General features: G+C 71.6%; 25 protein-coding genes and 1 tRNA gene. 13 read left to right on the top strand and 13 right to left on the bottom strand.

Going from position 1 to position 25,569, the window contains the following annotated elements; translation table 11 throughout:
- The first annotated feature begins 4 nt into the window (after positions 1 to 4).
- Positions 5 to 304 carry a hypothetical protein gene (locus tag ABIA32_RS03125; protein ID WP_370092187.1) on the top strand — a complete coding sequence of 100 codons (300 nt, stop codon included), beginning with the start codon at positions 5 to 7 and terminating at the stop codon, positions 302 to 304.
- Between the two features lie 210 nt (positions 305 to 514).
- Here ABIA32_RS03125 and ABIA32_RS03130 read toward each other — a convergent pair whose 3' ends face one another.
- Entirely contained in the window at positions 515 to 1,588 is a 1,074-nt protein-coding gene (locus ABIA32_RS03130) for a dipeptidase (protein ID WP_370092188.1), read from the bottom strand.
- Positions 1,585 to 2,913, bottom strand: coding sequence for an amidohydrolase family protein (locus tag ABIA32_RS03135; RefSeq protein WP_370092189.1), 1,329 nt, complete (start codon positions 2,911 to 2,913; stop codon positions 1,585 to 1,587). Before ABIA32_RS03135 ends, ABIA32_RS03130 begins: the two co-directional genes overlap by 4 nt.
- Positions 2,914 to 3,002: 89 nt before the next feature.
- Here ABIA32_RS03135 and ABIA32_RS03140 point away from each other — a divergent pair, with 89 nt between their 5' ends.
- The 3 genes from ABIA32_RS03140 to ABIA32_RS03150 are packed head-to-tail and all read left to right on the top strand — an operon-like array spanning position 3,003 to position 5,134.
- The gene (locus tag ABIA32_RS03140; RefSeq protein WP_370092190.1) at positions 3,003 to 3,782 is read left to right on the top strand and encodes an IclR family transcriptional regulator; all 780 of its coding nucleotides are present in this window, start codon (positions 3,003 to 3,005) and stop codon (positions 3,780 to 3,782) included.
- Positions 3,779 to 4,852, top strand: a complete 1,074-nt coding sequence (locus ABIA32_RS03145; RefSeq protein WP_370092191.1) for an ornithine cyclodeaminase family protein — start codon at positions 3,779 to 3,781, stop codon at positions 4,850 to 4,852. The genes ABIA32_RS03140 and ABIA32_RS03145 overlap by 4 nt, the downstream gene beginning before the upstream one ends.
- Positions 4,853 to 4,885: 33 nt before the next feature.
- Entirely contained in the window at positions 4,886 to 5,134 is a 249-nt protein-coding gene (locus ABIA32_RS03150) for a Smr/MutS family protein (protein WP_370092192.1), read from the top strand.
- Between the two features lie 25 nt (positions 5,135 to 5,159).
- On the opposite strand, the gene ABIA32_RS03155 is transcribed toward ABIA32_RS03150, so the two are convergent.
- Together ABIA32_RS03155 and ABIA32_RS03160 are read right to left on the bottom strand one after the other, a co-directional pair.
- The gene (locus tag ABIA32_RS03155; protein ID WP_370092193.1) at positions 5,160 to 5,714 is read right to left on the bottom strand and encodes a hypothetical protein; all 555 of its coding nucleotides are present in this window, start codon (positions 5,712 to 5,714) and stop codon (positions 5,160 to 5,162) included.
- A complete protein-coding gene (locus ABIA32_RS03160; RefSeq protein ID WP_370092194.1) occupies positions 5,663 to 6,019 on the bottom strand; it encodes a hypothetical protein in 357 nt (118 codons plus the stop codon). Before ABIA32_RS03160 ends, ABIA32_RS03155 begins: the two co-directional genes overlap by 52 nt.
- 217 nt (positions 6,020 to 6,236) lie before the next feature.
- Here ABIA32_RS03160 and rpmG point away from each other — a divergent pair, with 217 nt between their 5' ends.
- The gene (gene rpmG, locus ABIA32_RS03165; RefSeq protein ID WP_037607149.1) at positions 6,237 to 6,401 is read left to right on the top strand and encodes a 50S ribosomal protein L33; all 165 of its coding nucleotides are present in this window, start codon (positions 6,237 to 6,239) and stop codon (positions 6,399 to 6,401) included.
- Positions 6,402 to 6,406: 5 nt separating this feature from the next.
- Here rpmG and ABIA32_RS03170 read toward each other — a convergent pair whose 3' ends face one another.
- The 3 genes from ABIA32_RS03170 to ABIA32_RS03180 form a co-directional block, all read right to left on the bottom strand.
- The gene (locus ABIA32_RS03170; RefSeq protein WP_370092195.1) at positions 6,407 to 6,733 is read right to left on the bottom strand and encodes a helix-turn-helix domain-containing protein; all 327 of its coding nucleotides are present in this window, start codon (positions 6,731 to 6,733) and stop codon (positions 6,407 to 6,409) included.
- Positions 6,733 to 7,119 carry a type II toxin-antitoxin system RelE/ParE family toxin gene (locus ABIA32_RS03175; protein WP_370092196.1) on the bottom strand — a complete coding sequence of 129 codons (387 nt, stop codon included), beginning with the start codon at positions 7,117 to 7,119 and terminating at the stop codon, positions 6,733 to 6,735. Before ABIA32_RS03175 ends, ABIA32_RS03170 begins: the two co-directional genes overlap by 1 nt.
- Positions 7,120 to 7,215: 96 nt before the next feature.
- Positions 7,216 to 7,289, bottom strand: a tRNA-Met gene (locus ABIA32_RS03180).
- Between the two features lie 125 nt (positions 7,290 to 7,414).
- On the opposite strand from ABIA32_RS03180, the gene ABIA32_RS03185 reads away from it, so the two are divergent.
- A complete protein-coding gene (locus tag ABIA32_RS03185) occupies positions 7,415 to 7,936 on the top strand; it encodes a hypothetical protein (protein WP_370092197.1) in 522 nt (173 codons plus the stop codon).
- A gap of 10 nt (positions 7,937 to 7,946) precedes the next feature.
- Here the strand turns inward: ABIA32_RS03185 and ABIA32_RS03190 are convergent, their stop codons facing one another.
- The 6 genes from ABIA32_RS03190 to ABIA32_RS03215 form a co-directional block, all read right to left on the bottom strand.
- Positions 7,947 to 8,378 carry a PaaI family thioesterase gene (locus ABIA32_RS03190; protein ID WP_370092198.1) on the bottom strand — a complete coding sequence of 144 codons (432 nt, stop codon included), beginning with the start codon at positions 8,376 to 8,378 and terminating at the stop codon, positions 7,947 to 7,949.
- Between the two features lie 67 nt (positions 8,379 to 8,445).
- Positions 8,446 to 10,185, bottom strand: a complete 1,740-nt coding sequence (locus ABIA32_RS03195) for an amidohydrolase (RefSeq protein WP_370092199.1) — start codon at positions 10,183 to 10,185, stop codon at positions 8,446 to 8,448.
- Positions 10,182 to 11,684, bottom strand: a complete 1,503-nt coding sequence (locus ABIA32_RS03200) for an APC family permease (RefSeq protein WP_370092200.1) — start codon at positions 11,682 to 11,684, stop codon at positions 10,182 to 10,184. The genes ABIA32_RS03195 and ABIA32_RS03200 overlap by 4 nt, the downstream gene beginning before the upstream one ends.
- A 153-nt stretch (positions 11,685 to 11,837) precedes the next feature.
- Positions 11,838 to 12,875 (bottom strand): Lrp/AsnC family transcriptional regulator, encoded by a 1,038-nt coding sequence (locus ABIA32_RS03205; protein ID WP_370092201.1) that lies wholly within the window; start codon positions 12,873 to 12,875, stop codon positions 11,838 to 11,840.
- A 65-nt stretch (positions 12,876 to 12,940) separates the two neighbouring features.
- The gene (locus ABIA32_RS03210) at positions 12,941 to 13,966 is read right to left on the bottom strand and encodes a LacI family DNA-binding transcriptional regulator (protein ID WP_370092202.1); all 1,026 of its coding nucleotides are present in this window, start codon (positions 13,964 to 13,966) and stop codon (positions 12,941 to 12,943) included.
- A gap of 112 nt (positions 13,967 to 14,078) precedes the next feature.
- Positions 14,079 to 15,485 (bottom strand): DUF222 domain-containing protein, encoded by a 1,407-nt coding sequence (locus ABIA32_RS03215; protein WP_370092204.1) that lies wholly within the window; start codon positions 15,483 to 15,485, stop codon positions 14,079 to 14,081.
- A 251-nt stretch (positions 15,486 to 15,736) separates the two neighbouring features.
- Between ABIA32_RS03215 and ABIA32_RS03220 the strand changes: the two genes are divergently transcribed.
- The 7 genes from ABIA32_RS03220 (at position 15,737) to ABIA32_RS03250 (ending at position 25,531) form a co-directional block, all read left to right on the top strand.
- Complete coding sequence (locus ABIA32_RS03220) at positions 15,737 to 17,938, top strand: ArnT family glycosyltransferase (RefSeq protein ID WP_370092205.1); 2,202 nt, start codon at positions 15,737 to 15,739, stop codon at positions 17,936 to 17,938.
- A 71-nt stretch (positions 17,939 to 18,009) separates the two neighbouring features.
- A complete protein-coding gene (locus ABIA32_RS03225; RefSeq protein WP_370092206.1) occupies positions 18,010 to 20,079 on the top strand; it encodes a DUF2264 domain-containing protein in 2,070 nt (689 codons plus the stop codon).
- 35 nt (positions 20,080 to 20,114) lie between these two features.
- Complete coding sequence (locus ABIA32_RS03230; protein ID WP_370092207.1) at positions 20,115 to 22,334, top strand: NADP-dependent isocitrate dehydrogenase; 2,220 nt, start codon at positions 20,115 to 20,117, stop codon at positions 22,332 to 22,334.
- A 137-nt stretch (positions 22,335 to 22,471) separates the two neighbouring features.
- The gene (locus ABIA32_RS03235; RefSeq protein ID WP_370092209.1) at positions 22,472 to 22,978 is read left to right on the top strand and encodes an N-acetyltransferase family protein; all 507 of its coding nucleotides are present in this window, start codon (positions 22,472 to 22,474) and stop codon (positions 22,976 to 22,978) included.
- Between the two features lie 25 nt (positions 22,979 to 23,003).
- Entirely contained in the window at positions 23,004 to 23,618 is a 615-nt protein-coding gene (locus ABIA32_RS03240) for a TetR family transcriptional regulator (RefSeq protein WP_370092210.1), read from the top strand.
- A 120-nt stretch (positions 23,619 to 23,738) separates the two neighbouring features.
- Positions 23,739 to 24,524 carry an electron transfer flavoprotein subunit beta gene (locus ABIA32_RS03245; protein ID WP_370092211.1) on the top strand — a complete coding sequence of 262 codons (786 nt, stop codon included), beginning with the start codon at positions 23,739 to 23,741 and terminating at the stop codon, positions 24,522 to 24,524.
- Between the two features lie 38 nt (positions 24,525 to 24,562).
- A complete protein-coding gene (locus tag ABIA32_RS03250; RefSeq protein ID WP_370092212.1) occupies positions 24,563 to 25,531 on the top strand; it encodes an electron transfer flavoprotein subunit alpha/FixB family protein in 969 nt (322 codons plus the stop codon).
- Positions 25,532 to 25,569: the final 38 nt, after the last annotated feature.

The following is a 25,569-nucleotide window of genomic DNA, read 5'->3' on the forward strand; positions in this document are numbered from 1 at the left end:
CCTGGTGCTCTTCCTGGGTACCCCTACGCTACGACGCCCCGGCGCTGCCCGCCCACCGCGCCACGCCACCACCTCGCCTCGCCGAGCGCGCCTCCCGACGCGCCGCGCGGACGAGCTGCGCAGCACAGCCGCCCCGGGGCCCACTCTCGGCGAGGCCGCCGACGACTTCCTCGCCCGCGCCGAGCTGGACGCCTCCAGCCGTCGCTCCTACACGCAGACCCTGCGACAGCTGCGCCTGAGCCTCGGGGAGACCAGGCCGCTCGACGACCTCGCCACCGCCCTTGCCCGTCGGACAGGGCACTGATCGGCGACCGCCGGCGCGGACCCCTCTGCCTCACCGACCGCCGCCCCGGCCCGGCCCGCACCCCGGCCGACCCCGCCGACCTGTGCCCGGACACCGGACGCCGCCGACTCTCCTACGAGCGTGCCGAGTACCTCTTCAAGCAGTCGACCAAGGACCTCGACCCCACCGGCGAGGGCTGGACCCTGCGCCGGCTCAAGCCCAGCTCCCCCGTCAGGGCCAGATCCGCTCGGCGTAGTCGATGAAGTTCCCGCCCATGATCTTGGCTATCCGCTGCTCCGTGAAGCCGCGCCGCTCCAACAGCCGGATCAGCTCGCGGAACTGGTCGACGCCACGCAGGTCGATGACGAAGGGGAGGGTGTCCGCCCGCTCGCCCGCCGCCCCGACGCCCGCCCGCGCCCGCTCGGCGACGTGCTCCGCCAACCGGGCGCGATAGGCGTCGAGATCGTCGATGGCGGTGACCGGCCCGTCCGTGCCGATGCCGACCGCGTCCTCACCGCAGACGTCCACCGCGTGGACGATGTGCTCGACCACGTCGGCCGCACGAGCGTGTCCGGAGAGGGTGAGGAAGGGCATGAAGTAGATGCCCACGAAGCCGCCGCGCTCGGCGACCAGGCGCAGCTCCTCGTCGGTCTTGTTGCGGGGCAGGTCGGCCAGGGCCCGGCAGCCGGTGTGGTTGATCGAGACCGGCTGCCGCGAGATCCGCGCGGCCTCCAGGCAGGTGCGCTCGCCGCTGTGGGAGAGGTCGACCATGAGCCGGTGCTCGTTCAGCGCGGCCACGACCTCCCGCCCGAAGCCGCTCAGCCCGCGGTTCTCCGGCGCCATCGACCCGTCGCCCAGGTGGTTGGCCTGGTTGTACGTCAACTGCACAACCCGCACTCCGCGCTCGGCGAAGAGGCCCACCCGCTCGCCGATCCGCGCCGGATCCTCACCCACGGCCACGCCGTTCTGGAAGCCGTAGATCACCCCCACTCGCCCCTCGTCATGCGCGCGGCGGATGTCGGACGCGGCCAATACCTTGACCAGTTCGTCCGGCTGCGCCGCGATGATGCCGTCCCAGACGTCCAGCTCGCGCAAGGTGTGCTCGTAGGGCGGCAGATCGCCCAGCGTGTAGCCCAGCGTGATGTTGACGGCCGTCAGCCCGGACGCTTTGGCCTCGGCGAGCGCGCGGGCGTCGATGACCAGCTCCTCGCCGGTCTGCTGGAGTTGCCCTGCCGCCTCGGTCTCGGCGTTGGGATTCTCCAGGCCGCCGAGCGCGTTGACGATCGGGTAGCTGAGCGTGCTCACGCGGACGCCTCTCCGTTCAGGTGCTCTGAGTGATCGGCGCGGTACTCGACCCGGTGCTCGGCCCGGTACTCCGCGCGGTCGTACCGCTTGCCTCGCTTGACGACGAAGCGCAGGCTGCGCAGTTGCCGGATGTCCCGCGTCGGATCCTCCGCCAGGACGAGGAAGTTGGCCAGCTTCCCTGCCTCGATCGTGCCCATCCGCGCCTCGGCGCCCATGCTCACCGCGCCGGCGTACGTCGCGCTGCGCAGCGCCTGCTCCGGGGTGAGCCCGCAGCGCTCGACCAGGTACTCGAGCTCCTCGAAGAGCGGCGGCCAGGGCTGCTCCGGATCCGGATCGCAGTCCGTGCCCGCGGACACCGTCACCCCGGCCCGGAACGCCTGCGCGGTCAGCGCGGCCGACAGACCGTCGTTGGCCACGGCCCGCTCGCGAGTTTCGTGGTCCTCGACTCCTGCCCCGTCCCCTGCCTCGCGTGCGATGCGCGCCCACAGGCTCGCCGTCGCGTCCAGGACCGTGCCCCGGCGGCGCATCTCCTCGAAGAGCTCCGCGAGGCAGGCGTCGTCCCCGGCCGCGAAGCGGGCGTAGTCGATCGGGGGCTTCTGCTGGTACGTCGTCAGCGGCTGCTGTGCCGCCTCGTGCACGAGCAGCTGTACGTGGGAGACCGAGTCGACGCCGGACGCGACGACCTCGCCGGGCGTCGCGGGGAAGACCGCGCCGTGCGCCCAGACCGCGATGCCCTGCCGGTGCGCCTCGGCGGTGATCGCGGCCACGAGCCCGCCGGGAAGGTTGGCGTAGATCTTGATCGCCGTCGCAGACGTGCCGCGCGCCATGGCGACGGCGAGCGGCAGATCCGTCTCCTCCGTGATCGCCTGCATCCACGGCACGGCCCCCGGCGTCGCGCCTTGGGAGACCTGCCAGGTGCGCGGGTCCTCGAAGAAGCTGGGGCCCGCCATCAGCGCGGCGTAGTGGATGTCGGGCGCCGCGATCTCGCCGACCAGCGCAGCGCGCGCCAGATCCGCCACCTGACGCAGGTCGTCTGCCATGTCCCTGGTCGCGGTGACCCCGCCGTACAGGTCGCGCCGGAGCGTCGCCTCGGCGAGGGCCCGGTCGGGCGGGGTGGCGATGTGCTGGTGCGAGTCGATCAGCCCGGGCACGACGAAGGCGCCGCCGAGCTCGACCACCTCGGCGTCCACCGGGACGTCAGCGTCGGCGTCGGCGTCCGCAGCGACCAGCCGGATCTTGTGCTCGTCGACAACGATCGTCACCCCCGCGCGGACCGGCGCTCCCGTGCCGTCCAGCAGCGTTGCTCCGCGATACGCGACCACCATGGGACCCCTCCTGCGAGGTGTTACAACAGCTGAAACATCTGCTTCAATGTCTGCAACACCCTATCCCAGCCTTCCGACAGGAGGACCCCGTGCCCGCATCAGCCACGTCCGCCGTCGACAAGGCTCTGGATCTGATCGAGACCGTGGCCGGCTCCGACCGGCCGCTGCGCCTGTCCGAGATCGCCGACCGCCTCGGCATGCACCGCGCGACCGCGTACCGCGTGCTCCTGGACCTGGTCCGGCGCGGCTGGGTACTGCGCCTGGGCGACCACTACCTCCCCGGCACCGCGATCCTCCGGCTCTCCGGCGCGGCCGCCGCCAACGGGCTGGCCGGCGTCGCCCGTCCGGTCCTGGAGGCGCTCGCCGCAGAGACGGGCATGATGGTGAACCTGCAGGTCCCGGCCGAGGACCGGTCCCGCGTCGTCGACGTGGTGCGCCCCGCCCGGCTGGCGATGATCAGCGACCTGCGCGACGAACTGCTCCCCGTCCACCGCTTCGCCGGACCGCTGGCGCTGGTCGCCGCGCTCGCCCCGGAGGCCCGCGCGCCCTACCTCCGCCCCGCCGAGGCCGACGGCCACCCACTGACCGGCCCCGACGGCCTGCTCGCCGATCTCGACCGGACCGCGAGCAGCGGCTTCGCCGTCCAGCGCGGACGCAACCAGCAGCTGATCGCCTCGGTCAGCCGCGCCGTCACCACGGCGGCGGGCGCGACCCCGGTCTGCGCCCTGACGGTCGTCGGCCCGGTCGCGGAGTTCGACGGCGAGGGGCTCACGACGCTGGAGCGGCAGCTGCGCGCCGCGGTCGACCGACTCAGCAGCGACCTCGCGGAACTGACGTCCTCCCACCACACAGCCCGGGGCCACGCATGAGCCAGGACAGCGCCTCCTACCCCATCTCCCCCATCTCCCCCATCTCCTCCGGCACCGCCTCTCACCCCGCGCAGGTGCTGGTCCTCGACCACGCCCGCACCGAAGCCGCCCTCACCGGCGTGCCCCGCGACCCGACGCACAGCGCCTCCACCCCGACCGCCACCCCGACCTCCACCCCGACCGCCAGCCTGACCGCCGCCCTCACTCACGCCCTGGTCGCCATCGCGCGCGGCGAGGCGTCCAGCCCGCCCCGGATCGCGGCTCGCGCCCCGCACGGCCTGCTCGGCGCGATGCCCGGCTACGTGCCAGGACTGGGCCTCGCGGCCAAGCTGATCACCGTCTTCGGCGATCCCGACCAGCCGGGCCGCAGCACCCATCGCGGTCTCGTCGCCTACTTCGACGAGCACGACGGCCGCCTGCTCGCACTGCTCGACGCCGAACCGCTCACCGCCGCCCGCACCGCCGCGACGGCCACGCTCGCCTTCCGCGCCCTCGCCCGCCCCGACGCCTCACGCATCGCCATCGTCGGCACCGGCGCCCAGGCCACGGCCCAACTCGCCCTTCTCACCGACGACGAGGCCGCCTCGGCGACCGTCGCCGGACGCGACCCCGCCCGGGTCCGCGCCCTGGCCGACCGCTTCGGCGTCGCGCCCGCCGCGTCGATCGAGGAGGCCGTGCGCGGGGCGGACATCGTCCTGTGCTGCACGGGCGCCCGCGAACCCGTCGTCCGCCGCGAGTGGCTCGCGCCCGGCACCCACATCAGCTCGGTCGGCGGCTCCGACGGCCCGGAGCTGGACGCCGCGACGATCCGTGACGCCGCCCTCTTCGCCGAGTGGCCCGGCGCGGCGGGCTCCCCTCCTCCGGCAGGCGCGCACGAACTCCAGGCTCTCGCTGCTGACCGCGTCACCCTCATCGGCGCAGTCCTCGACGGCGCGCACCCGGGCCGCCGCGCCGCCGCCGAGCTGACCGTCTTCAAGTCCACCGGCCACGCCGCGCTCGACGTCGCCGCCGCCTCCGTCGCCCACGCGGCCGCCCGCGCCCTCGGCCTGGGCAGCACGGTGCAGCTCTGACATCTCCCGGCAAGCTGTGACAGGCTGCCCTGCATGCTGAGCCTCGACCTGCATCCCATCTTCCGCAACAACCGGGACATCGAGCTGGCCATGCGCCAGTTCCTCTTCACCGCCGCCCACTCGGGCGAACGGGTCGTCGAGATCATCCCCGGCAAGGGATCGGGCAAGCTCAGGCAGCGCGTCGTGGCCTTCCTCGACCAGAAGCACATCAAGAAGCTCTACCTGCGGCACGAGAACGCCCCCGGCAACGACGGCCGGGTCCTCGTCTGGTTCCGCGACTGACCCGCGACTGACCCGACCTCCAGGGCTACTGCGCCTCGGTCGAGTCCGCCTTCATCAGCTGTACCGCCCCGCTCGACTGCTCCGGGATCTCCGGCTGCATCTCCCGCTGCTCCTCCGGCGGCCGCAGCTGGTCCAGGTGGCGGGCGACCGCATCGGTGCGCTCCCGCAGCGCCTCCAGCCGGGCGCGCTCGTCGCTCTCCGCAGGCGCGGCGGCCGGGCGAACCGGCACTCCGTGCAGCGCGGCAGTCGCCGCCAGGCTGTCTGCCACAGGCTCCACGATCACCAGCGTCGCCGCCGCGAACAGCCCACCCCGCAGCACTCGTTGGCGTCCGAGCAGTCCCCGATGGACGATCTCGGCGGGAACGGTCAGCTCGTCGAGCCGCCCCGGCGTCGAACCCTGCTCCAGCGCCGCCAGCACCACCGTGGCCATCGCCTCGGCCGCCTGGGTGACCAGCCACTTCCGCCCTGGAACAGGCGGCAGCAGGGTGCGGATGCGGTCGACCTCGTTCTCGAGCGCCTGCGTCGTCATCAGCTCGAAGGCGTTGCGGGTGCGGATCTCGACGATCTTGCTCCACTCCACCTCCTCGCCGTCGAAGCACCGACGCCCTGCGGACCGAGGTGGACCGCGCCGAGTCCGTCGAGCAGACCGAGCGCCTTGTGGGCCAGCGCCGGGGTCCGCGGGTGCCGGCCGAGCAGTGTGCCCATCGACAGCTTCCAGGCTTCGCTCACCGGCACGGCAGGCGGGGCGACCGAAGTCAGCGCGGCATAGGCCCACTCGCCCTGCGCAGCCCTCCGGCCGCCGTCGACCACCCGGTCCCGCCCCGCATGCAGCAGACGCGCTGCCCCCGCCAGACCCGTCCGCGCGAGCTCCCCCGCCTCAGCCATACGGCCCGCCTCACCCATCCGCCCCGCCTCAGCCATACGGCCCGCCGCCCCATCCGTCCGACCACTCGCCCCACCTGTCAAGGGCACAGATCATTCCACGCCCCGCCCCGGCCCGGCCCGGGAATGCGCCGACCCCGACGCGTGTTGACGCGTACCCGACCACAGCACGGGTCGGCCGTACAAGTAAGTTCAGAAGCAAGGAACAGGAGAGGCCGTCATGGCACGCAGTGAACTCCGTCCCGTCGTCAAGCTCCGCTCCACCGCAGGTACCGGGTACACCTACGTCACCCGGAAGAACCGTCGCAACGACCCCGACCGGCTGAGCCTCCGCAAGTACGACCCGGTCGCGGCCGCCCACGTGGAGTTCCGCGAGGAGCGCTGACGCGTTTACCGCTCGGTCAGCGTGACCTGAGCGCCGTCCGCGTCGATCGCAAAGTGCAGCGAGGCCTCGAGCCCCTGGGCGAGTCTGGTCAGCAGGGCCAGTGTCGGCACCGTGTCGGATCCCTCGATCCGGTCGACCGCCGCCCGGGGCATGCCCATCCGGGACGCGAGCTCGGCCTGGGACAGGCCGAGCTCCACCCTGCGGTCGCGCACCACCCGCGCCAGCGCCATCGCCAGCCGGTGCTCCTGCCGCTCCTGCTCCAGTTCGAGCGACTCACGGTGCCCGTCGACGAGCCTGCACTCGCTCGCCAACTTCCATCGGGTATGCGCCATTACAGACCCCCGTCCCCTTCGCGGGTGAAGGTCCCCTGCTCCGCCTGTGCATGGCCCTCGTGCCCCGCCTCGCACTCCTGCTTCGCCCGCACGGCCCGGCTGATCTGCGCCTGCTCGTGCGTGCGAGTCTTGCGGAAGACGGTCAGCAGCACGATGCGTCGGTCATCGGTGATCCAGAAGGTGATCCGCGTGGCCACCCCGTCGAGCGTCGGACGCAGCTCTGCCACTCCGTCGCCCAGCTTCCGGACGTACGGCGAGGGCGTATCCGGCCCCAGTTCGGCCAGGAGCTCCGCGTAGGTCTCGAAGCGACGGAACAGCCGACCGGGCAACAGCTCCAGCCAGGCCCTGACCTCCGGTTCGAGCTCGACCGTGTACGGCGGTGCCATACCGCCAGCCTAGGCCCGAAAAGCAAGCACTGCTCGAAGAAAGCACTGTGGGCCTGATCAACGGATGTCCGTCGATCAGGCCCACAGTGGTGCGAGTAGCGGGGACAGGATTTGAACCTGCGACCTCTGGGTTATGAGCCCAGCGAGCTACCGAGCTGCTCCACCCCGCGTCGTTGAGTTCACAGTAACAGACCTGCCCGGACATGCGAAAACGGATATCAGCACGTCCCGGACCGTCGCACCCACACCCCCACCTCCCCTACCTGAAATCTTGTAATGGTGTAATCATGGATCCATGACAGACATGGGCAAGACCGGGGAGTCGGTCGCGGAGTGGTTCGCCGCACACCTTCCCGAAGGACTGTTCGAGGAGACGCCGACGGTCGTGGCTGACCGCGAGGAGATCACGGTCGTCGGCACGATTCCCGCTGCGGCGGAAGAGACGGACGGGTCGACCGACCCGGTGGCGGAGTTCCGCGAGCGCACGCGCGTGGACCGGATGCACGTGGCCCGCGCGGCGGAGGAGCACTTCGGCCGCAAGGTGTCCTGGGGCGTGCTGCACGACGGCCGACGGATGATGTTCACCCATCTCGCCGTCCCCACGATGACCCGGCTGCGGCAGCCGGAGCGCCAGGTGCTGGACACCCTGGTCGCGGCCGGCGTCGCCCGCAGCCGCAGCGACGCGCTGGCCTGGTGCGTGCGCCAGGTCGGCGACAACGCCGAGACCTGGCTGGGTGACCTGCGCGACGCGCTGCGGCACGTCCAGGAGGTCCGCCGCCAGGGCCCCAGCAGCTCCCCGTCGGGCAAGGCGTCGTGACGGGCCTGGGCTAGCTGAGCAGGGCGTAGACAGCCGTCGCGTGCGCTGCCGGCGCATGCTCGGCCACGGTGCCGTCCGGACCCTCCGGCGACATCGTGATGTCGGCGAAGGCGAGCGTGCGGCCCAACTTGGTGAGCGTGGCGCGCACCAGTACGTCCGCGCCCACCACGGGCCGCTGGAACGAGGTCGACAGCTGAACGGTCGTCATCGGCACGTACCCGCCCCGCGCCGCCGCGACCGCGACGACCGTGGCGGTGTCGGCGGCGGCCATCAGCGCCTGCCCGGAAAGCGCACCACCCTCCCGGGCGAGCCGCTCGGACCAGGGGAGTCGCAGCACGGCGTGCCGTTCACCGGTCGTGACGACCCGTAGACCCAGATCCAGCACCCAGGGTGCGAAGTTGTCGGCGAGGAGCTTGTCGGCGAGTTCCACGGTCAGCGGCATCGCACCAGCATGCCGGTGCGATGCCGCTGACCGAAACCCCCGGGCTGGAGGCGGGGCCCTCCGGCCCTCAGACGCGCGAGCTGCGCTGCACCACTTCGCCGTCGAGCACCGACAGATCGACCACCGTGTCCAGGATCGCGCGCGGGTCGTCGAGGGCGAACAGGTCCTGCGAGAGCAGGACCAGGTCCGCGTACTTGCCGACGGTGATCGAGCCGAGCCGGTCGTCGAGGTGGTTGGCGTAGGCGCCGCCCATCGTGTAGCCGTGCACCGCCGTGGCCAGGTCCAGGGTCTGCTCCGGCTGCCAGGCCGGACCACCTGCCAGACCCTGCCGGGTGACGGCCGTGTAGAGACCGACCATCGGGTCCATCTCGGCCACGTTCCAGTCACTCGAAAGAGCGAGCCGCGCTCCGGCCTCGTGCAGACTGCGCATCGGCCAGGCCTTGTTCCAGCGACCAGGGCCGACCGCGTCGGCCCAGTCCTGCCCCGGACCGGCGATGTCGGGCGAGCAGTGCCGGGGCTGCATGCAGGCGACGACATCCAGCTCGACGAAACGCGCCACGTCATCGGGGTCGAGGCACTCCACGTGCACGATCTGGTGCCGCGCGCCGCCGTCCCCGCCGTAGCCCCTGGCCGCTCCGCCGTAGCCCTCCCCGCCTTCGTTCACCTTGCGCGCGTACTCCGCCGCGTCCAGCACCGTGCGGATACCGCGGTCGCCGGTCGCGTGCACGAAGAGCTGGAAGCCCAGGCGGTCCAGGCGGGCGAAGGTCTCGGCGAACTCCTCCGGCGGGTAGAACGTCTCGCCGCGGTGGGAGTGATGCCCCGCGTAGGGCTCCAGCAGCGCTGCCGTGTGCGGCTCGACGACGTCGTCGATGTAGAGCTTCAGCGGGCCGACCCGGAACCGGTCGCCGCTGTGCTCACGCCCCGCCGCGGCGAACTCCGCCAGCTCCGCGTCGCTCGTGCCGCGCGGGTGGAACAGCCCGGCGACCAGGCGCGACCGCAGCCTCCCTGCACGCCGCGCCCGCTCGTACAGGGCCAGGTCGTCGAGCGAGTTCTGCGGCTCGACGACGGTCGTGATGCCGTAACGGGCCGCCATGTCCAGGCTGCCGCAGAGCCGCGCGTACTGCCGGTCCGGGTGCGCCCACGGCACGCCCGCTGCCTCGAGCGCCCGATGGCCGTCACGGGAGAGCCCGCGCACGGCGAAGTCAGTGAGGAAGCCCGTCGGTTCGCCGGTCCCTGGATCCTTCTGCACGGTCCCGTACGGGGTCTGCGCCACACTCGCGTCGATGCCCAGACGCCGCAGCGCAGCCGAGTTGAGCCAGGCAGTGTGCACGTCGTAGCTCAGCACGAAGGCCGGGCGGTCGCCGGTGAACGCGTCCAGATCGGCCGCCGTCGGCATTCGGCCCGCCGGGATCGCGGTGTAGTCGAACGCCTCCGCCTCCACCCACTCGGCGTCCGGAGTCTCCGCCAGCCAACGCTGGATCCGCCGGCCGATCTCCGGCAGCGACCCTGCCCCGGCCAACTGCACGCAGGCGCTGTCCGAACCGAGCCGCACGTGGTTGTGACTGTCGACGAACCCGGGCAACAGCAGCCGTCCGCCCGCGTCGACGACCTCCGTGTCCGGCCCGAGCCAGTCACGCCAGCCGCCCGCGTCGGCGTCCCTCGCGCTGCGCCCACTCCCCCCACCGCCCCCGACGCCGACCCAGACGATGCGCCCTTCGCGCACGGCCACGGCCTCGGCGCGCGGCTGTCGGGGGTCGACGGTGTGGACGTGGGCGTTGTGGACGATCAGATCGGCGTGCTGGTTCATGAGTTCTTCCGTGCGGTGGCGATGGTGGCTGCCGCGGCAGCGGGTGTGACGTCGGCAGCGGGTGTGGCTCCGGCGGTAGGTGTGGCTTCGGGCGCAGGCGGCGGGGTCTGGTCCGCAGGCAGGCTCAGCTGCCAGTGCGTGGCCAGGCGGGGACGGAGGAACCCGACCCAGTAGGCCAAGCCCACCAGCAGCACCACGCCGGTGATGATCAGGTCGTGCGCCGTCTGCTGCGTCAGCACGTAGGCCAGCGCTGCCACGGTGACCACCGGGGCCACCGGCCACAGCGGCATCCGCCACGCCGTCGTCTCCCGGTGCCGCCCGCGCCGTGCGGCCAGCGCCGCGACGCCGAGCAGCAGGTAGATCACGGCGACCACGACACCGGTGAAGCCGAGGAGCTGGTCGATCGGCACGGCCAGCGCGAGCACCACACCCGGCAGGCCGATGGCCAGCGTCGCCACCCAGGGAGACCCCCAACGCGGGTGAATCCGGCTCAGCGCGTGGTTGACCGGCTCGGGCCAGGTGCGGTCACGGGCGGAGGCGAAGAGGACGCGTCCGTTCTGCAGCACCATCACGATCACCGCGTTCAGGATCGCAGCGGCGACGCAGAGGCTGACAAAGGTGCCGACGCCGCTCCCGGCCCAGCTGTTCACGACGGCGACCAGATCCCCGGCCGCCAGCTGATCCGGACTGCTGACGCCCAGACAGATCGCGGTCACCGGGACCGTGATGACGACGACGCCCGCCACCAGCGACCACAGCACCGTGCGTGCGACCGAGCGGCGCGGCTCGATCAGGTCCTCGGAGAGGTAGATCGCGGTCCCGAACCCGTTGTAGGTGAACAGCGCCACCGCCAGACCCGAGACGAGCAGGCCCGCCGTCAGCGGACTGGTGTGACCTGCTCCGTCGGGGACGACCGGGTGGATCAGCGTCGCAACCGACTGGTGCACATGCGTGAAGCCCAGGAAGCTGACGACGGCGGCCGCCAGCACTTCGATCCCCAGGAAGATGCCGGTGATCAGCGCGTTCGACTTGATGTCCAGCACGCCCACCACGACGGCGAGCAACATCACCACCGCTCCGGCGATGCTCGCGTCCACGTTGACGACGGATGCGATGTAGCCGGCCGTACCCAGCGCGATGATCGGCGGGATGACGATCAGCGACACCAGCGAGATGACGAAGACCAGCCAGCCGATCGGGCGACCCAGGATCTGTCCGACGATCGAGTACTCGCCTCCGGCGCTGGGCACCAAGGTGCCGAGCTCGGCGTAGCAGAGCCCCACCCCGAGCGAGAGGAACGCCGCGACCAGCAGACTCAGGACGGCCCCGCTGCCGAGCTGCTGCAGCAGCGGCGGGACGACGATGAAGAGCGAGGACGCGGGCGTGACACAGGAGAGCGTCAGCAGGACCGCGCCGAAGACCTTGAGGGATCTCGGCAGAGCCGCTGCAGTGGAAGCCGCAGTAGGCGCAGAGGGCGCTGGAGGCGCTGGAGGAGTCATCGGGCCTGGCCTTCAGAGCGAGAGGGGGATGAGTCCGCTCATTGAAGGGCAGGCGAAAAGTAGGCGTCAATCTCATGCGGCGAATGAGAAGCCGTGACTTTCACGCACATCCAGCGATTCAATGGCATTCGCATCACCATGCAAAAGATCCGCCTACTGCGTCGGCAGATCGTAGCTGTAGCTCTCCTTGACGATCTCCATGTGCACCCAGGACTCGCTCCGGGCCACGCCCGCCACCGAGCGGACCGCTTCGAGCCCCACCAGCAGTTCCTCGCGGTCCCGCGCGTCCACGCCGCACACCAGGTCGAAGCGCCCGTGTCCGCGCGCGACGAAGTTCACCCCCGGGACCGCCGACACCTCGCGCGCCACCTGATGCACGTTGCCGTACCCGCCCCCGTAGCCCACGCCCAGCCCGATCCCGGCCGCCTCCCGCACGCCGAGCGCCCGGGTCGCGATCAGCGCGGTCACGTGGACCGCGCCGGAGTCCAGCAGACGCAGCACCCGCGCCCGGACCGCCGGTCCCGAGAGCCCGACCTCCTGCGCCAGCGCCGCGAACGCCGCCCGCCCGTCCTCCTGCAACAGCGCCAGCAGCCTCCGGTCCACGGCGTCCAGATCGGCGGCGGTGAGCCCGGTGGAGACGGGCCCGCCGCCGGGCCTTCTCCGTCCGTCCGGCCACAGCGGCGAGTAGGCGTCCTTGACCAGCTCCGCGCAGCGGAAGACCTCCACGTCCCGCACCCCGGGGGCACTGCGCAGCACGGCCAGCTCGCGGTCCAGCGCATCCTCGTCCGCGGCCCGCAGGTCGACCACGACGCCGCGCGCCCCAGCCGTGCAGGAGACGAACCGCGCAGCAGCCCGCCCCGCCGCCACCCGCGCCACGGGCCCGCTCGGCCCGCCGACGTCGAGCGAGACGTGCGCCATCGCCGCCAGCCCGGCCACCTGCGGCGCGACGATCCCGACGATTCGCACGCGCCCCCGCGCCAGCAGCCGCTGCACCCTGGTCCGGGCCGCCTCGCGGGAGACGCCCGTCCGCTCGGCCAGCTCCTGATAGCTGAGCCGCCCGTCCCGCTGCAGCTCCCGCACCAATGCCGCGTCCACCGCGTCCAGCGCGCCGACCCGCTCGCCGCCGGACCCGTCTGCGCCGAACCTGGCTGCGCCGAACCTGTCTGGGCCGAACCTGTCTGGGCTGCTCATGCGGCTGGATCGTACCGGCATCGCGTGGCCGGATCCCGGTGCGCGGCCCCGCCCTCCCCACCCGGTCAGGCGCTGTCGCGGACGACGAGCTCCGGCTGGAACACCCGCGACTGCAACAGCCGCTCGGGAGAGGCGATCTGCTCAAGCAGCAGCTCCGCCATCTGAGCAGCCATCTCCTCCACCGGCTGACGCACCGTGGTCAGCGGCGGATCGCAGGTCAGCGCGACGTTGCTGTCGTCGAAGCCGACCACCGCCAGGTCCTCCGGGATCCGCAGTCCCGCGCGGTGCAGCACGCTCACGGCACCGAGCGCCATCAGGTCCGACGCGACGAACACGGCATCGGTGTCCGGTGCCCGCTCCAACAGCCCGCGCATCGCGGCCGCTCCCCCGGCCTGGGTGAAGTCGCCCTCGGCCCAGGCCGATTCGGCGAGCCCGTGATGCGCCAACCGCTCCCGGAAGGCCTCCAGCCGTACGCGTCCGGCGGGCGTGTCCAGCGGACCCGAAGCGGTGGCGATCCGCCGCCGCCCGAGCGCCACAAGATGGTCGACCGCGAGAAAGACACCGGCCTGCTGGTCCACCTCGACGAAGCTCACCGGCAGCGGATCAGCCGGCCGCCCGGCGAGCACGGCCGGCACCTTGGCGGCGGCGAGGTCCGCCGGCAGCGGGTCGTCCGTGTGCGTGGAAACCAGCACCACACCGTCGACGTGGCCCTGCCGCAGGTAGTTGAGCAACTGCTTTCGGGAAGGCTCGTCATCCACGATGGTGAGCATGAGCTGGACGCCACGTGGGCGGACGGTCTGCGTCACTCCACTGACGACCCGGCCGAAGAACGGATCCGCGAAGATCTGCCCCGCGCTCATGTCCGAGACGGCCAGCGCGATGGACCCGGTCGTACGCGTCACCAGCGAGCGAGCAGCGAGATTGGGCACGTACCCGGTGGCGGCGATCGCCTTCTCCACGGACTTGCGCAGCCCCGCAGCAACCGAGGCATTCCCGTTCACCACCCGCGACACTGTCGCCCGCGACACCCCGGCCACCCGCGCGACATCCTCGAGCGTGACCACGAGAGCGGGGACGGGCTTCTTGGACATGCATGAGTTATACACGTCGCACTCGCACAATGACCGAGCCAATCGGATCCGTGCTGCACGCGGGCGTGCCGATGGGCCGCCTGGTGGGGCGGCTCATGGGCCGTGCTGTGGGTCAGCCGGGGTATCTGGTGTTGGGGGGTGGTGGGGTGTCGGGTGGTGGGACGGCTTGGGGTTGGCCGTTGATCATTTCGAGTTCCCAGCCGGTTTGGTGGAGGTCGGTGTGGTGTTCGCCGCACAGGAGGGCGAGGTTGTCGAGGCTGGTGTGGCCGCCGTCGGCCCAGTGGGTCAGGTGGTGTGCTTCGCACCAGGTCGGGGGGCGGGTGCAGCCGGGCCAGACGCAGTGCCGGTCCCGGGCGATGACCGCGTCGCGCAGGTGGGCGGGGACGGTGCGGGTGGCGCGGCCGATCGAGACGGGCTTGTCCTGGCCCCGCGTCAGGATGACGCGGAGCTGGCAGTCGCAGGCTTCCTTGCGGGCCTGCCAGGCGGGGAGCTGGTAGCCCCGGGTCGTGGTCGCCACCACCCGAGGGCGCAGTAGCCCCGACAGGTCATCCCCGCCCTCTTCCGGCTCGTCGTCCTCGGACTCGTCGTGGTCGAGGGTGGGGTGGGTGGGGCAGGTCGTCCGCAGCGCGTCCAGGTCCGCGATCAGGGTGAGGTGCGGACGCTGGCCACCCGTGGTGGGGAGCTTGTCGGAGCCGAGCGCGAGGTCGGCGACGGTTTCGATGGCGTCGCCCATCCGCTCCGCGTGGGTGCGCGGGTCCCCGTCCACGGGAGCGCCCATGGCGGCCTCCAGCGCGACGCGGAGCTTCTCCCCGACCACCGGCGACAGTTCACCGGACAGGACCCAGAACGGGTCGTCCGAGGTGCCGGTCGGCGACAGCTTCGCCCAGGACTGGAACGACGCCGGAACATCGTCCGCCTTGGGGTCTTCCTCGGCGACGAGGTGGGCGTGGACCTGCTGGGCGGCCGTCCGCAGGTGCGCGAGGTGCAGGACCTTGGCCTGGGCGATGAGGAGTTCCTCGGCCTGCTGGCGGGCCTGCGGGTCCTCGACCGGGACGATCTCCTTCGCGATGACCTCCACCTGGCTGGAGGAGAGCTCACCCACCGCGAGGGCGGTACGGACGCTGCGGAGCTTGTCCAGGTCCCGGGCCCGGCCGACCAGCTGGTTCGCGTGCTTGTCCGCGAGCTGCCCGTGGGTGCGGAGGAAGCCCTTCGTGGTGCGGGACCGGACGGCGGTCGCGCCGCCGGTGCGGTCGAACACCGCCAGGCGGCGCGCCAACTCCGCGCCGACCATTTCCTCGAACCGCACCAACGCCAGGAGTTGCTCGGACTGGAACCGGGCCCCGGCCGCGTGCAGCACCTCATCGTCCTCCGCCGCCAACGCGGCCAGAAACGAGAGGGCGGAAGCGGGCAGGGTGCGGAGGGGCTCCGCGCAGTGGCGGGCCTGGCGGGAAGACTTGGGGGTCAGCGGGTCCGCACGGAACACATCCCCGAGCGAGGGGCCGGAACAGCCCTCACCCATGGACGCATCTCCGTCTTCACACCCGCCCCCGAACATCGAGGCGTCCATAGAACAATTGTGACACCCAAACAGCCCCACGCCAAGCCCAAACCATCACCCACAAGAGTGAAAAACCCCAGCTCAGCGCCGCAATCCGACCCGCAGATAGATCATCTGACAGGGCGTCAAGAATTGGCCAAATCTTCCTGGGAATCCGGCACATTCGGCCTGCCGATCACCCCGGTTCGACCGCGACCACCGACAGTCGCCGCATGCCCATGTTCACCGCACCCGTCCACCCCGGCCGCCCCAAGGGAAGCGCAGCAATCGCCGACCGGCTGATCCTCCTCGGTCTCTGCGCCCTCTCAGCCGTGCTCTTCGCCTGGGGGATCGGCCGGAGCCAGTTCCATCCCTTCTACGCGGATGCAGTCCGCAGCATGACGCTGAGCTGGAAGGGCTTCGTCTTCGGATCGTTCGACCCCGGTAACACCATCACCCTCGACAAACTCCCGGGCTTTCTCTGGCCGCAAGCTGTCGCCGCCCGACTGTTCGGATTCCACCCCTGGGCGCTGACCCTGCCGCAAGTCGTCGAAGGCGTCGTGAGCGTGGGCGTACTGCACACACTCGTGCGTCGCTGGGCCGGCCGAACGGCGGGGGTTCTCGCCGCCCTGGCCTTCATGCTGACGCCGGTTGTGACCGGACTCTTCCGCACAGCCGTTGAGGACCCGGCGTTCACCCTGCTGCTCCTGCTCGCCGCCGAAGCAACCTCCCGCGCTGCACAGAGCGGTCGGACGCGAACGCTGCTCCTGGCCGCGACCTGGGTCGGGCTGGCCTTCCAGGCCAAGATGCTCGAAGCCTTCGCCGTGTTGCCGGTGCTCGCTGCGGTGTATCTGATGTCCTCTCCGACGCCGCTGCGCAGGCGCTGCGTTCAGCTCGCGGCTGCGGGCACTCTCGCCGTCCTCGTGTCTGCGTCCTGGATGGCGCTCGTCGCCGTGACACCGTCGGCCGACCGTCCGTACGTGGACGGTACGACCGACAATTCTCCGGTCAGCATGGTGGTCGGCTACAACTTCCTGAACCGCTTCTCCGCCGTCGGCCTGAATGCCATGGGCACGGGCAGCGTGTCCGCCGTTCGCGGTGGCGGCGTCAGCGGCGTCGACCCCAACAGCGGCGGGCGCACCCACACGAACAACGCCATCCCGCAGGCCGCCAGGAGCGACGGCTGGGCGAAGCTGCTGCGCGGGTCGCTCGCCTCCCAAGTCGGATGGCTCTACCCGACCGCCCTCGCCGGGTTCGCGGCCGGACTGTTCGCGCGGCGCGGACGACCCCGAACCGATCCGGTGCGCGCCGGATACGTGCTCTGGGGCAGCTGGCTCGCGGGCTTCTTCGTGGTCCTCAGCGCGGGCAGCGTCGCCGGGCACGCCTACTATCTGGGCGTCATCGCCGCACCGTTGGCCGCTCTCTCCGGCGCGGGCCTGCCTCAGCTGTGGCGGTCGTACCGCAGCGGCGTGGTGGAGTCCGGCGCACGTGTGGAGGCGCGCTCGGGCACCATCCGGGCGCTCGCACTGCCGGTGACCGTCGCGGCGACAGCGGTGTGGGCGGTCGTGCTGAGCCGCCCGTACCAGGGCTTCCGGCCCTGGGTGACGCCGACGGTCACGCTGCTGGGTGGTCTCTGCGTCGGGCTGCTTCTGCTGCCGATCCTGCTCCGGGCGCTGGGCGTGCGGCCACGGCCGTACCTCGCCAGGGCAGGAGCAGCAGCAGCCGTCGCCGCCGGGCTCGTGACGACCCTGCTGGCGCCCACCGCCTGGACCTCGAGTGTGTTCGATGCCCACTACCCGCACTCGATGATGGGCGCGCTCGGGCCGACCGCCCTGCTCGGGCCCGGGTCGGGATCTCCGGCAGCGACACAGACGTCAACACCGAAGTCCTCCTCGCACAATGCCGGCGCCACTGCCGCTTTCGCCTCCTGGGCACGCCTCCTCGACAGCGGCGGCGACGGCCCCTCGTCGCTCGATCCCGGCCAGCGCGCACTGCTCGCCTATACGACCGCGCACCGGGGCGCAGCGCGCTACCTGTTCGCGACGACGAGTTGGACGGCTGCCGCGCCCTTCATCCTCGCGACGGGCGCGCGGGTGCTGCCGATGGGCGGATTCACCGAGCAGGTGCCCTGGCCGACGGTCCGCGCCGTGCGCCAGGACGTGGCCGACGGACGCCTGCGGTACGTCCTGATCAGTTCCGCGCGCATGCCGGGTGCCACGGCCGGCACAGCAACCGGACGGACCGGCGACAGTACGCCGGCTGCCGGCGTCAGGTCCTGGGTGACCGCCACCTGCCACCCCGTCAGCGTTCCAGCATTGCAGACGAGCCGTCAGGACCCGCAACGGCTCTACGACTGCGCACCATCGCCGACGCCTCCGGCAACCCGGACGTCTCCCTCTCGGACGGCAGGAGCTGCCGCCCGACCCAACCCCTGAGCTGGACCCCTGAGCTAGCATGCTGACCCACCACCACGGAAACCGCTTTCCAAGGCAAGGGACAGGTCAGCATGCGGCAGCCAGCCCCCACCCTCCCGACCATCCGCTCCCCGTTCACCGGCTGGGATCGGAGCCACTGGGAAGCACACGCGGACCGACTCCTCGACGGGGTGCTCCCCTACGCGTCGCCGCACTTCGCCGGCTACGCCCTGCCCGGACCGCCCTCCTGGTCCGGGCCCGCGTCGGACGCGCTGGAAGGCTTCGCCCGCACGTTCCTGCTTGCCGCCTTCCGCATCGCAGGGGCGCGCGGGCGCGGCATGGAGGCCGCCCAGCTGCTCGAGCGCTACGCCACCGGCCTCGCCGCAGGCGCCGATCCACGCCACCCCGAGGCGTGGCCTCGCATCGACAGGGACCGCATCCAGCCGATGGTCGAGGCCGCGTCCGTCGCGCTGGCATTGCACGAGACCCGCGACTGGCTCTGGGACGCGCTCTCCTCCACCACCCAGGAGCAGGTCACTGCCTGGCTGGGCGGTTTCGTCGGACGTCGGCCGGTCGACAACAACTGGATGCTCTTCCAAACGACGGTCGAGGAGTTCCTCTCCTCGGTCGGGGCGCTGCACGACGACGCCGAGATCCGGCGCGGACTCGAGGCACTGGAAGACTGGTACCTCGGACACGGCTGGTACAGCGACGGCCCGTACGGCACCACCGGCGGCCACATCACCGGCGGCCTGCGCGTCGACCACTACAACGGCTGGGCGCTGCACCTCTACCCGCTGCTGTGGACCCGAGTCGCCGCCGACGGCCCGCGTGCCGCGCTCGCCGACCAGCTCGGCGCGCGCTACCGCGAGCGGCTTCGGCTCTTCCTCGCCGACTACGTCCACCTCATCGGCGGCGACGGCGCGCCACTGCACCAAGGGCGGTCGCTCACCTACCGCTTCGCTGCAGCCGCACCTCTGTGGATGGGCGAGCTGTTCGACTGCTCCCCCGGCCCGTCCGGCCTCGCACGGCGCGCGGCCTCCGGGATGCTGCGGCACTTCGCCAAGCACGGAGCTCCGGACGCCGACGGGATACTGACGCGAGGTTGGCACGCGCCCTGCCCCGGCATCACCCAGGCGTATTCCGGTCCGGCCTCTCCCTACTGGGCCAGCAAGGGCTTCATCGGGCTGCTGCTCTCCGCCGACCACCCGGCCTGGACCGCGACCGAGCAGCCGCTCCCCGTCGACACCGGTGACACCGTGCGGCTGCTCGCAGGCGTCAACTGGCTGGTCCAGGGCACGAAGGCGGACGGCATCGTACGCGTCCACAACCACGGCAGCGACGGCCTCGACCCCCACGCCACCCCGCACAGTGCGCCCAGCGAGCGCCTCAGCGATCCGCACTATGCCAAGCTGGCCTTCACCACGCACACCGGCCCGGTGCTCTCCGCGCGGCAAGCGGACAACGAACTCGTCCTCACCTCCCCCGACGGCACGCTGACCATCCCGCGCGGACGCATCACTCCGCTCCCCGGCCTCCAGGTCGGACCGCCTCTGGCGGCCTCGGCCTACGCCGTCGACGCCACGGTGGGCGCCCGCGTCGAGACGGTCACCCTCCTCGACGGCCGTTTCGAGCTGCGTCTGCACGCCGTCCTCGCACCCGCCGGCTGGCAGATTCGCACCGGCGGCTACGCAGTCGCCGCCGCCACGCCGCCCGTCACCCGCCGTGGTCGACACTGGACGCTCGTCCGGCACCCGACCGACGGCACCCTCAGCGCACTCGCCCCGCTGCACGGCTTCGAACCCGAGGCCGTCACCGTGACCCCCGCCGAGCACGCCAACGCCTTCGGCCCGTATGCGGCCTTCCCGGTCGCCGCCGCCGTCCAGCCCTCGACCGGCCTGTGCGTCTACGCGACCTGCACCACGCTCACCGGCACGCCCCTCGACCCCGACGAACCCTCGCCCTTCTCCCTCCGGGTCACTCCGGACGCCGTGGTCGTCACCCACCCCCACCGCGCCGACGAACTCCGCCTGCGCCTGTGCGTCGCCCTGGCGTCGGCCGTGCCCGATGTCCACAGCCCGCTCCTCACGCTGCCCGCAGGCGCGCGCACCGCCACCCAGGGGACGCCGGTACCCGGAAGCGGCTCGGACAAGATATCTTGATGTCGAGACGTTGTAGACGTGAAGCGGGAGTACCGGTGACTGACTCGACCATCATCTATACGCACACCGACGAGGCCCCGGCCCTGGCGACGTATTCGCTCCTGCCGGTGATCCAGGCGTACGCCTCGACGGCGGGCGTCACGGTGGAGACGCGTGACATCTCCCTCGCCGGGCGCATCATCGCCAGCTTCCCCGAGCGTCTCACCGAGGCCCAGCGGATCCCGGACGCGCTGCACGAGCTCGGCGAGCTCGCCAGGACGCCGGGCGCGAACATCATCAAGCTGCCCAACATCTCCGCGTCGATCCCGCAGCTCAAGGCCGCGATCGCCGAGCTGCAGGCGCAGGGCTACGCGCTGCCGGACTACCCGGACGACCCGAAGTCCGACGAGGACAAGGACGTCCGCGTCCGCTACGACAAGGTCAAGGGCAGCGCCGTCAACCCGGTCCTGCGCGAGGGCAACTCCGACCGCCGCGCGCCGCTCTCGGTCAAGAACTACGCCAAGACCCACCCTCACCGCATGGGCGCGTGGAGCGCGGACTCCAAGACCAACGTCGCCACCATGGGCGAGAACGACTTCCGCCACAGCGAGAAGTCCGCCGTGATCGCCAAGGACGGCAGCCTCCGCATCGAGCTGGTCGCCGCCGACGGCAGCACCACGGTGCTGCGCCCGTCCGTCCCCGTCCTCGCGGGCGAGGTCGTCGACGCGAGCGTCATGCACGTCGGCGCGCTGCGCGAGTTCCTGACCGCGCAGATCGCCCGCGCCAAGGCCGAGGACGTGCTCTTCTCGGTGCACCTCAAGGCCACGATGATGAAGGTCTCCGACCCGATCATCTTCGGCCACGTCGTGCGCGCCTTCTTCCCGAAGACCTTCGCCGAGTACGGCCAGACCCTCGCCGCCGCCGGCCTGAGCCCGAACGACGGCCTGGGCGCGATCCTGAACGGCCTGGCCGCTCTCCCCGAGGGCGACGCGATCAAGGCCTCCTTCGCCGCCGAGATCGCCGAGGGCCCGGCCCTGGCCATGGTCGACTCCGACCGCGGCATCACCAACCTGCACGTGCCGTCCGACGTCATCGTCGACGCCTCGATGCCGGCCATGATCCGCACCTCCGGCCACATGTGGGGCCCGGACGGCGACGAGGCCGACACCCTGGCCGTGCTGCCGGACAGCAGCTACGCCGGCGTCTACCAGGTCGTCCTCGACGACTGCCGCGCCCACGGCGCGTTCGACCCGTCGACCATGGGCTCCGTCCCCAACGTGGGCCTGATGGCCCAGGCCGCCGAGGAGTACGGCAGCCACGACAAGACCTTCGAGATCCCGGCCGACGGCACCGTCCGCCTGGTCGACACCGAGGGCAACGTCGTGCTGGAGCAGCCGGTCGCCGCCGGTGACATCTTCCGCGCCTGCCAGACCAAGGACGTGCCGATCCGCGACTGGGTCAAGCTCGCCGTCACCCGCGCCCGCGCCACCGGCTCCCCGGCCGTCTTCTGGCTGGACGAGACCCGCGCGCACGACGCCAACCTGATCGCCAAGGTCAAGCAGTACCTGCCGGAGCACGACACCGACGGCCTGCAGATCGAGATCATGTCCCCGGAGGCGGCCACCGCCTTCTCGCTGGAGCGCATCCGTCGCGGCGAGGACACCATCTCGGTCACCGGCAACGTGCTGCGCGACTACCTGACCGACCTGTTCCCGATCCTGGAGCTGGGCACCAGCGCCAAGATGCTCTCGGTGGTCCCGCTGATCAACGGCGGCGGCCTGTTCGAGACGGGCGCGGGCGGCTCCGCCCCGAAGCACGTGCAGCAGTTGCTCAAGGAGAACTACCTGCGCTGGGACAGCCTGGGCGAGTTCTTCGCGCTGGCCGCCAGCTTCGAGCACCTGGCCACGTCCACGGACAACGCGCGCGCGCAGATCCTGGCCGACACGCTGGACCGGGCCACCGGCACCTTCCTGAACGAGGACAAGTCGCCGAGCCGTCGCCTGGGCGGCATCGACAACCGCGGCAGCCACTTCTACCTGGCTCTGTACTGGGCCCAGGAGCTGGCCGCGCAGACCGAGGACGCGCAGCTGGCCGAGGCCTTCGCGGGTCTGGCCAAGACGCTGGCCGAGCAGGAGCAGGCGATCGTCGCCGAGCTCATCGCGGTCCAGGGCTCCCCGGTCGAGATCGGCGGCTACTACCAGCCCGACGTCACCAAGGCGTCCGCCGTCATGCGCCCGTCTCAGACGCTCAACGACGCGCTGGCCACTCTGGCCTGACGCAGCATCAACCGGGCCTGAGCCCGAACAGTGGGCCCGCGGCGAGCAGCCGCGGGCCCACTGCGTTTCTCCGACACGTGGGCGCCGACGCTCCGGCACACCTTGCACTTATGACCCTCGTCATAATAATGGGAGCTATGACAGCCGTCATAGAAATCGACGCCGTTCAGATCGACGCCGTGCGGACCGGCGATCGCTCGGCCATCCAGGGACTCTTCGCCGACTGCTCGACCGAGACCGTGCGGCTCCGCTTCTTCGCGCAGTTGCGCGCCTTCCCCGCCGCCTATCTCGACAGCCTGCTCGCGGGCCCGCCGGAACAGCACGACGCCGTGATCGCGCGCGAACGGCTCACCGGACGGGTCCTCGGTCTCGGCACCCTCGCCCGCGTCGACGCCGAAACCGCCGAGCTCGGCCTGCTGGTCGCGGATGCCTGGCAGCGCCAGGGTCTGGGCCGGGCCATGACCGAGTCGCTGCTGACCCGCGCCCGCGGGCGCGGCATCAGCCGTCTCTCCGTCGACGTCGCCCACGGCCGGTCGGCCCTGCTCGGCGCGCTGGCCCGCCGGCTGCCCGACGCCGTGCGCCGCAGCACCCGCGAGGGCGTGACCGGCATCTATAGGCTGGACCGACCCGCACGTCGCCCGTGAGGCCCGCCCCCTGGAGGTCGTCGAGATGCCAGCGTCCGAGCACGGACCGCGCGAGCGCCTGGTCGTCAGCGCGGCCCAGCTGATCCGTCGCGACGGGGTGGGCGCGACCGGCATGCGCGACGTCGCCGAGCACGCGAACGCTCCGCGCGGTTCACTGCAGCACTACTTCCCGGGCGGCAAGGAGCAACTCGTCAACGAGGCGGTCGGCTGGGCAGGCCGCTACGCCGCCCGGCGGGTGACCCGACATCTCGACGCTCTCGACGCTCTCGGCGGGCAGGAGCGCAGGCCGAGCGGGCTCCTCGCGGCGATGGTCCGGCAGTGGACCGTGGAGCTGACGGCCACCGACTACACCTTCGGCTGCACGATTGCCGCGGTGACGATCGACTGCGCCGAGTCGTCGGCGCCCGCGCGGGTGGCAGCCGCCACGGCCTTCGCCGGCTGGCAGGCGCCACTCACCGCCGCGCTCGGCGAGCTCTGCATCCCTGCGGCGCGGGCATCGTCACTGGCCACGCTCGTGATCAGCTCCCTGGAGGGCGCGCTGCTCATCGCTCGCGCCGAGCAGAGCGTCCGTGCGTTCGAGGCGATGAACGCCGAGCTCGGGCCGCTGCTGGACGCGGCGGTCGCACCGCAGTCGCGGTAGTGCCGCAGGCCACTCGACCGATGGCACTCAGTGCCTTGGCAGATGGCACTCAGTACCCTTATGGTGCGAGTAGCCAGCCCCGCTGTGGGAGTGAGTGGTGACCAGTACAGGAGACAGGTCGTGAGCTTGAGGATCGTTGTCTGTGTGAAGTACGTGCCCGACGCGACGGGGGATCGTCGGTTTGCGGAGGATTTCACGACCGACCGTGACGGGGTCGACGGCCTGTTGTCGGAGCTGGATGAGTACGGGGTGGAGCAGGCGTTGCGGATCGCGGAGGCGTCGGGGGACGCCGAGGTGACCGTGCTGACGGTGGGTGGCGACGACGCGAAGGACGCGTTGCGTAAGGCGTTGTCGATGGGTGCGGACAAGGCCGTGCACGTGAACGACGACGACATTCACGGGTCGGATGCGATCGCTACTTCTGCGGTGCTGGCGGCTGCGGTGGGCAGGGCCGGGTTCGACCTGGTGGTGTGTGGGATGGCGTCGACGGACGGGACGATGGGTGTGGTGCCGGCGCTGCTGGCGGAGCGCTTGGGCGTGCCCGGGGTGACGCTGGTCTCCGAGGTCGCGGTGAACGGTGGCACGGTGACGGGTCGCCGTGATGGTGACTCGGCGACGGAGGTGCTGGAGGCGTCCCTTCCCGCGGTGGTCAGTGTGACGGACCAGTCGGGTGAGGCGCGGTACCCGTCCTTCAAGGGGATCATGGCGGCGAAGAAGAAGCCGGTGCAGTCCTGGGATCTGGACGACCTGGGGTTGGACGCCGAGCGGGTGGGGTTGGCGGGGGCGTGGACCGTGGTGGACGCGGCCGTGGCGCGTCCGGCCCGTACGGCGGGGACGGTCGTGAAGGACGAGGGCGAGGGCGGCAGGCAGCTGGCCGAGTTCCTGGCCGCGCAGAAGTTCATCTAGCCCACCGGACCGTTTTCCCTTCTTCTGGAGTTTTGATCATGGCTGAGATTCTGGTCCTGGTGGACCATGTGGACGGTGTCGTGCGTAAGCCCGCGCTGGAGCTGCTGACGCTGGCGCGTCGCATCGGCACGCCGGTCGCGGTGGTGCTGGGCGCGGGCGATGCGGCTGCCGCTGTCGCGGCGAAGGCGGGCGAGTTCGGCGCCGAGCGCGTCGTGACCGCGGAGGCGTCCGAGTTCGCGGACTATCTGGTGGTGCCGAAGGTCGACGCGCTGGCGCAGATCGCGGCGAGTGTGAACCCGGCGGCGGTGCTGGTGACGTCCTCGGGTGAGGGCAAGGAGATCGCGGCGCGGCTGGCGCTGCGCCTGGGTTCGGGTGTGATCACCGACGCCGTCGACCTCACCGCGGGCGAGCAGGGTCCGGTGGCGACGCAGTCGGCGTTCGCGGCGTCGTTCACCGTCACCTCCCGTGTGTCGCAGGGCATCGCGGTGATCACGGTCAAGCCGAACGCGGCCGCCCCGGAGCAGGCCCCGGCCGCCGGCACCATCGAGACCGTCACCGTCGCCTTCTCCCCGGCGGCGACGGGCACGAAGGTCACCTCCCGCACCGCGCGGGTCTCGACCGGGCGTCCGGAGCTGACCGAGGCCGCGATCGTGGTCTCCGGCGGGCGTGGCGTGGGCGCGGCGGAGGGCTTCTCCGTCGTGGAGGCACTGGCCGACTCCCTGGGTGCGGCCGTGGGCGCGTCCCGCGCCGCGGTGGACGCGGGCTGGTATCCGCATTCCAACCAGGTCGGGCAGACCGGCAAGCAGGTCTCGCCGCAGCTGTACATCGCGAACGGCATCTCGGGTGCGATCCAGCACCGGGCGGGCATGCAGACGTCCAAGACGATCGTCGCGGTGAACAAGGACCCGGAGGCGCCGATCTTCGAACTCGCCGACTTCGGCGTCGTCGGCGACCTGTTCACGGTCCTGCCCCAGCTCACCGAGGAGATCAAGACCCGCAAGGGCTGACCCACCCCGGACACACCCCCGGAACCACCCGACGGACC

The sequence above is a fragment of the Streptacidiphilus sp. MAP12-20 genome, assembly GCF_041262525.1.
Taxonomy (GTDB): domain Bacteria; phylum Actinomycetota; class Actinomycetes; order Streptomycetales; family Streptomycetaceae; genus Streptacidiphilus.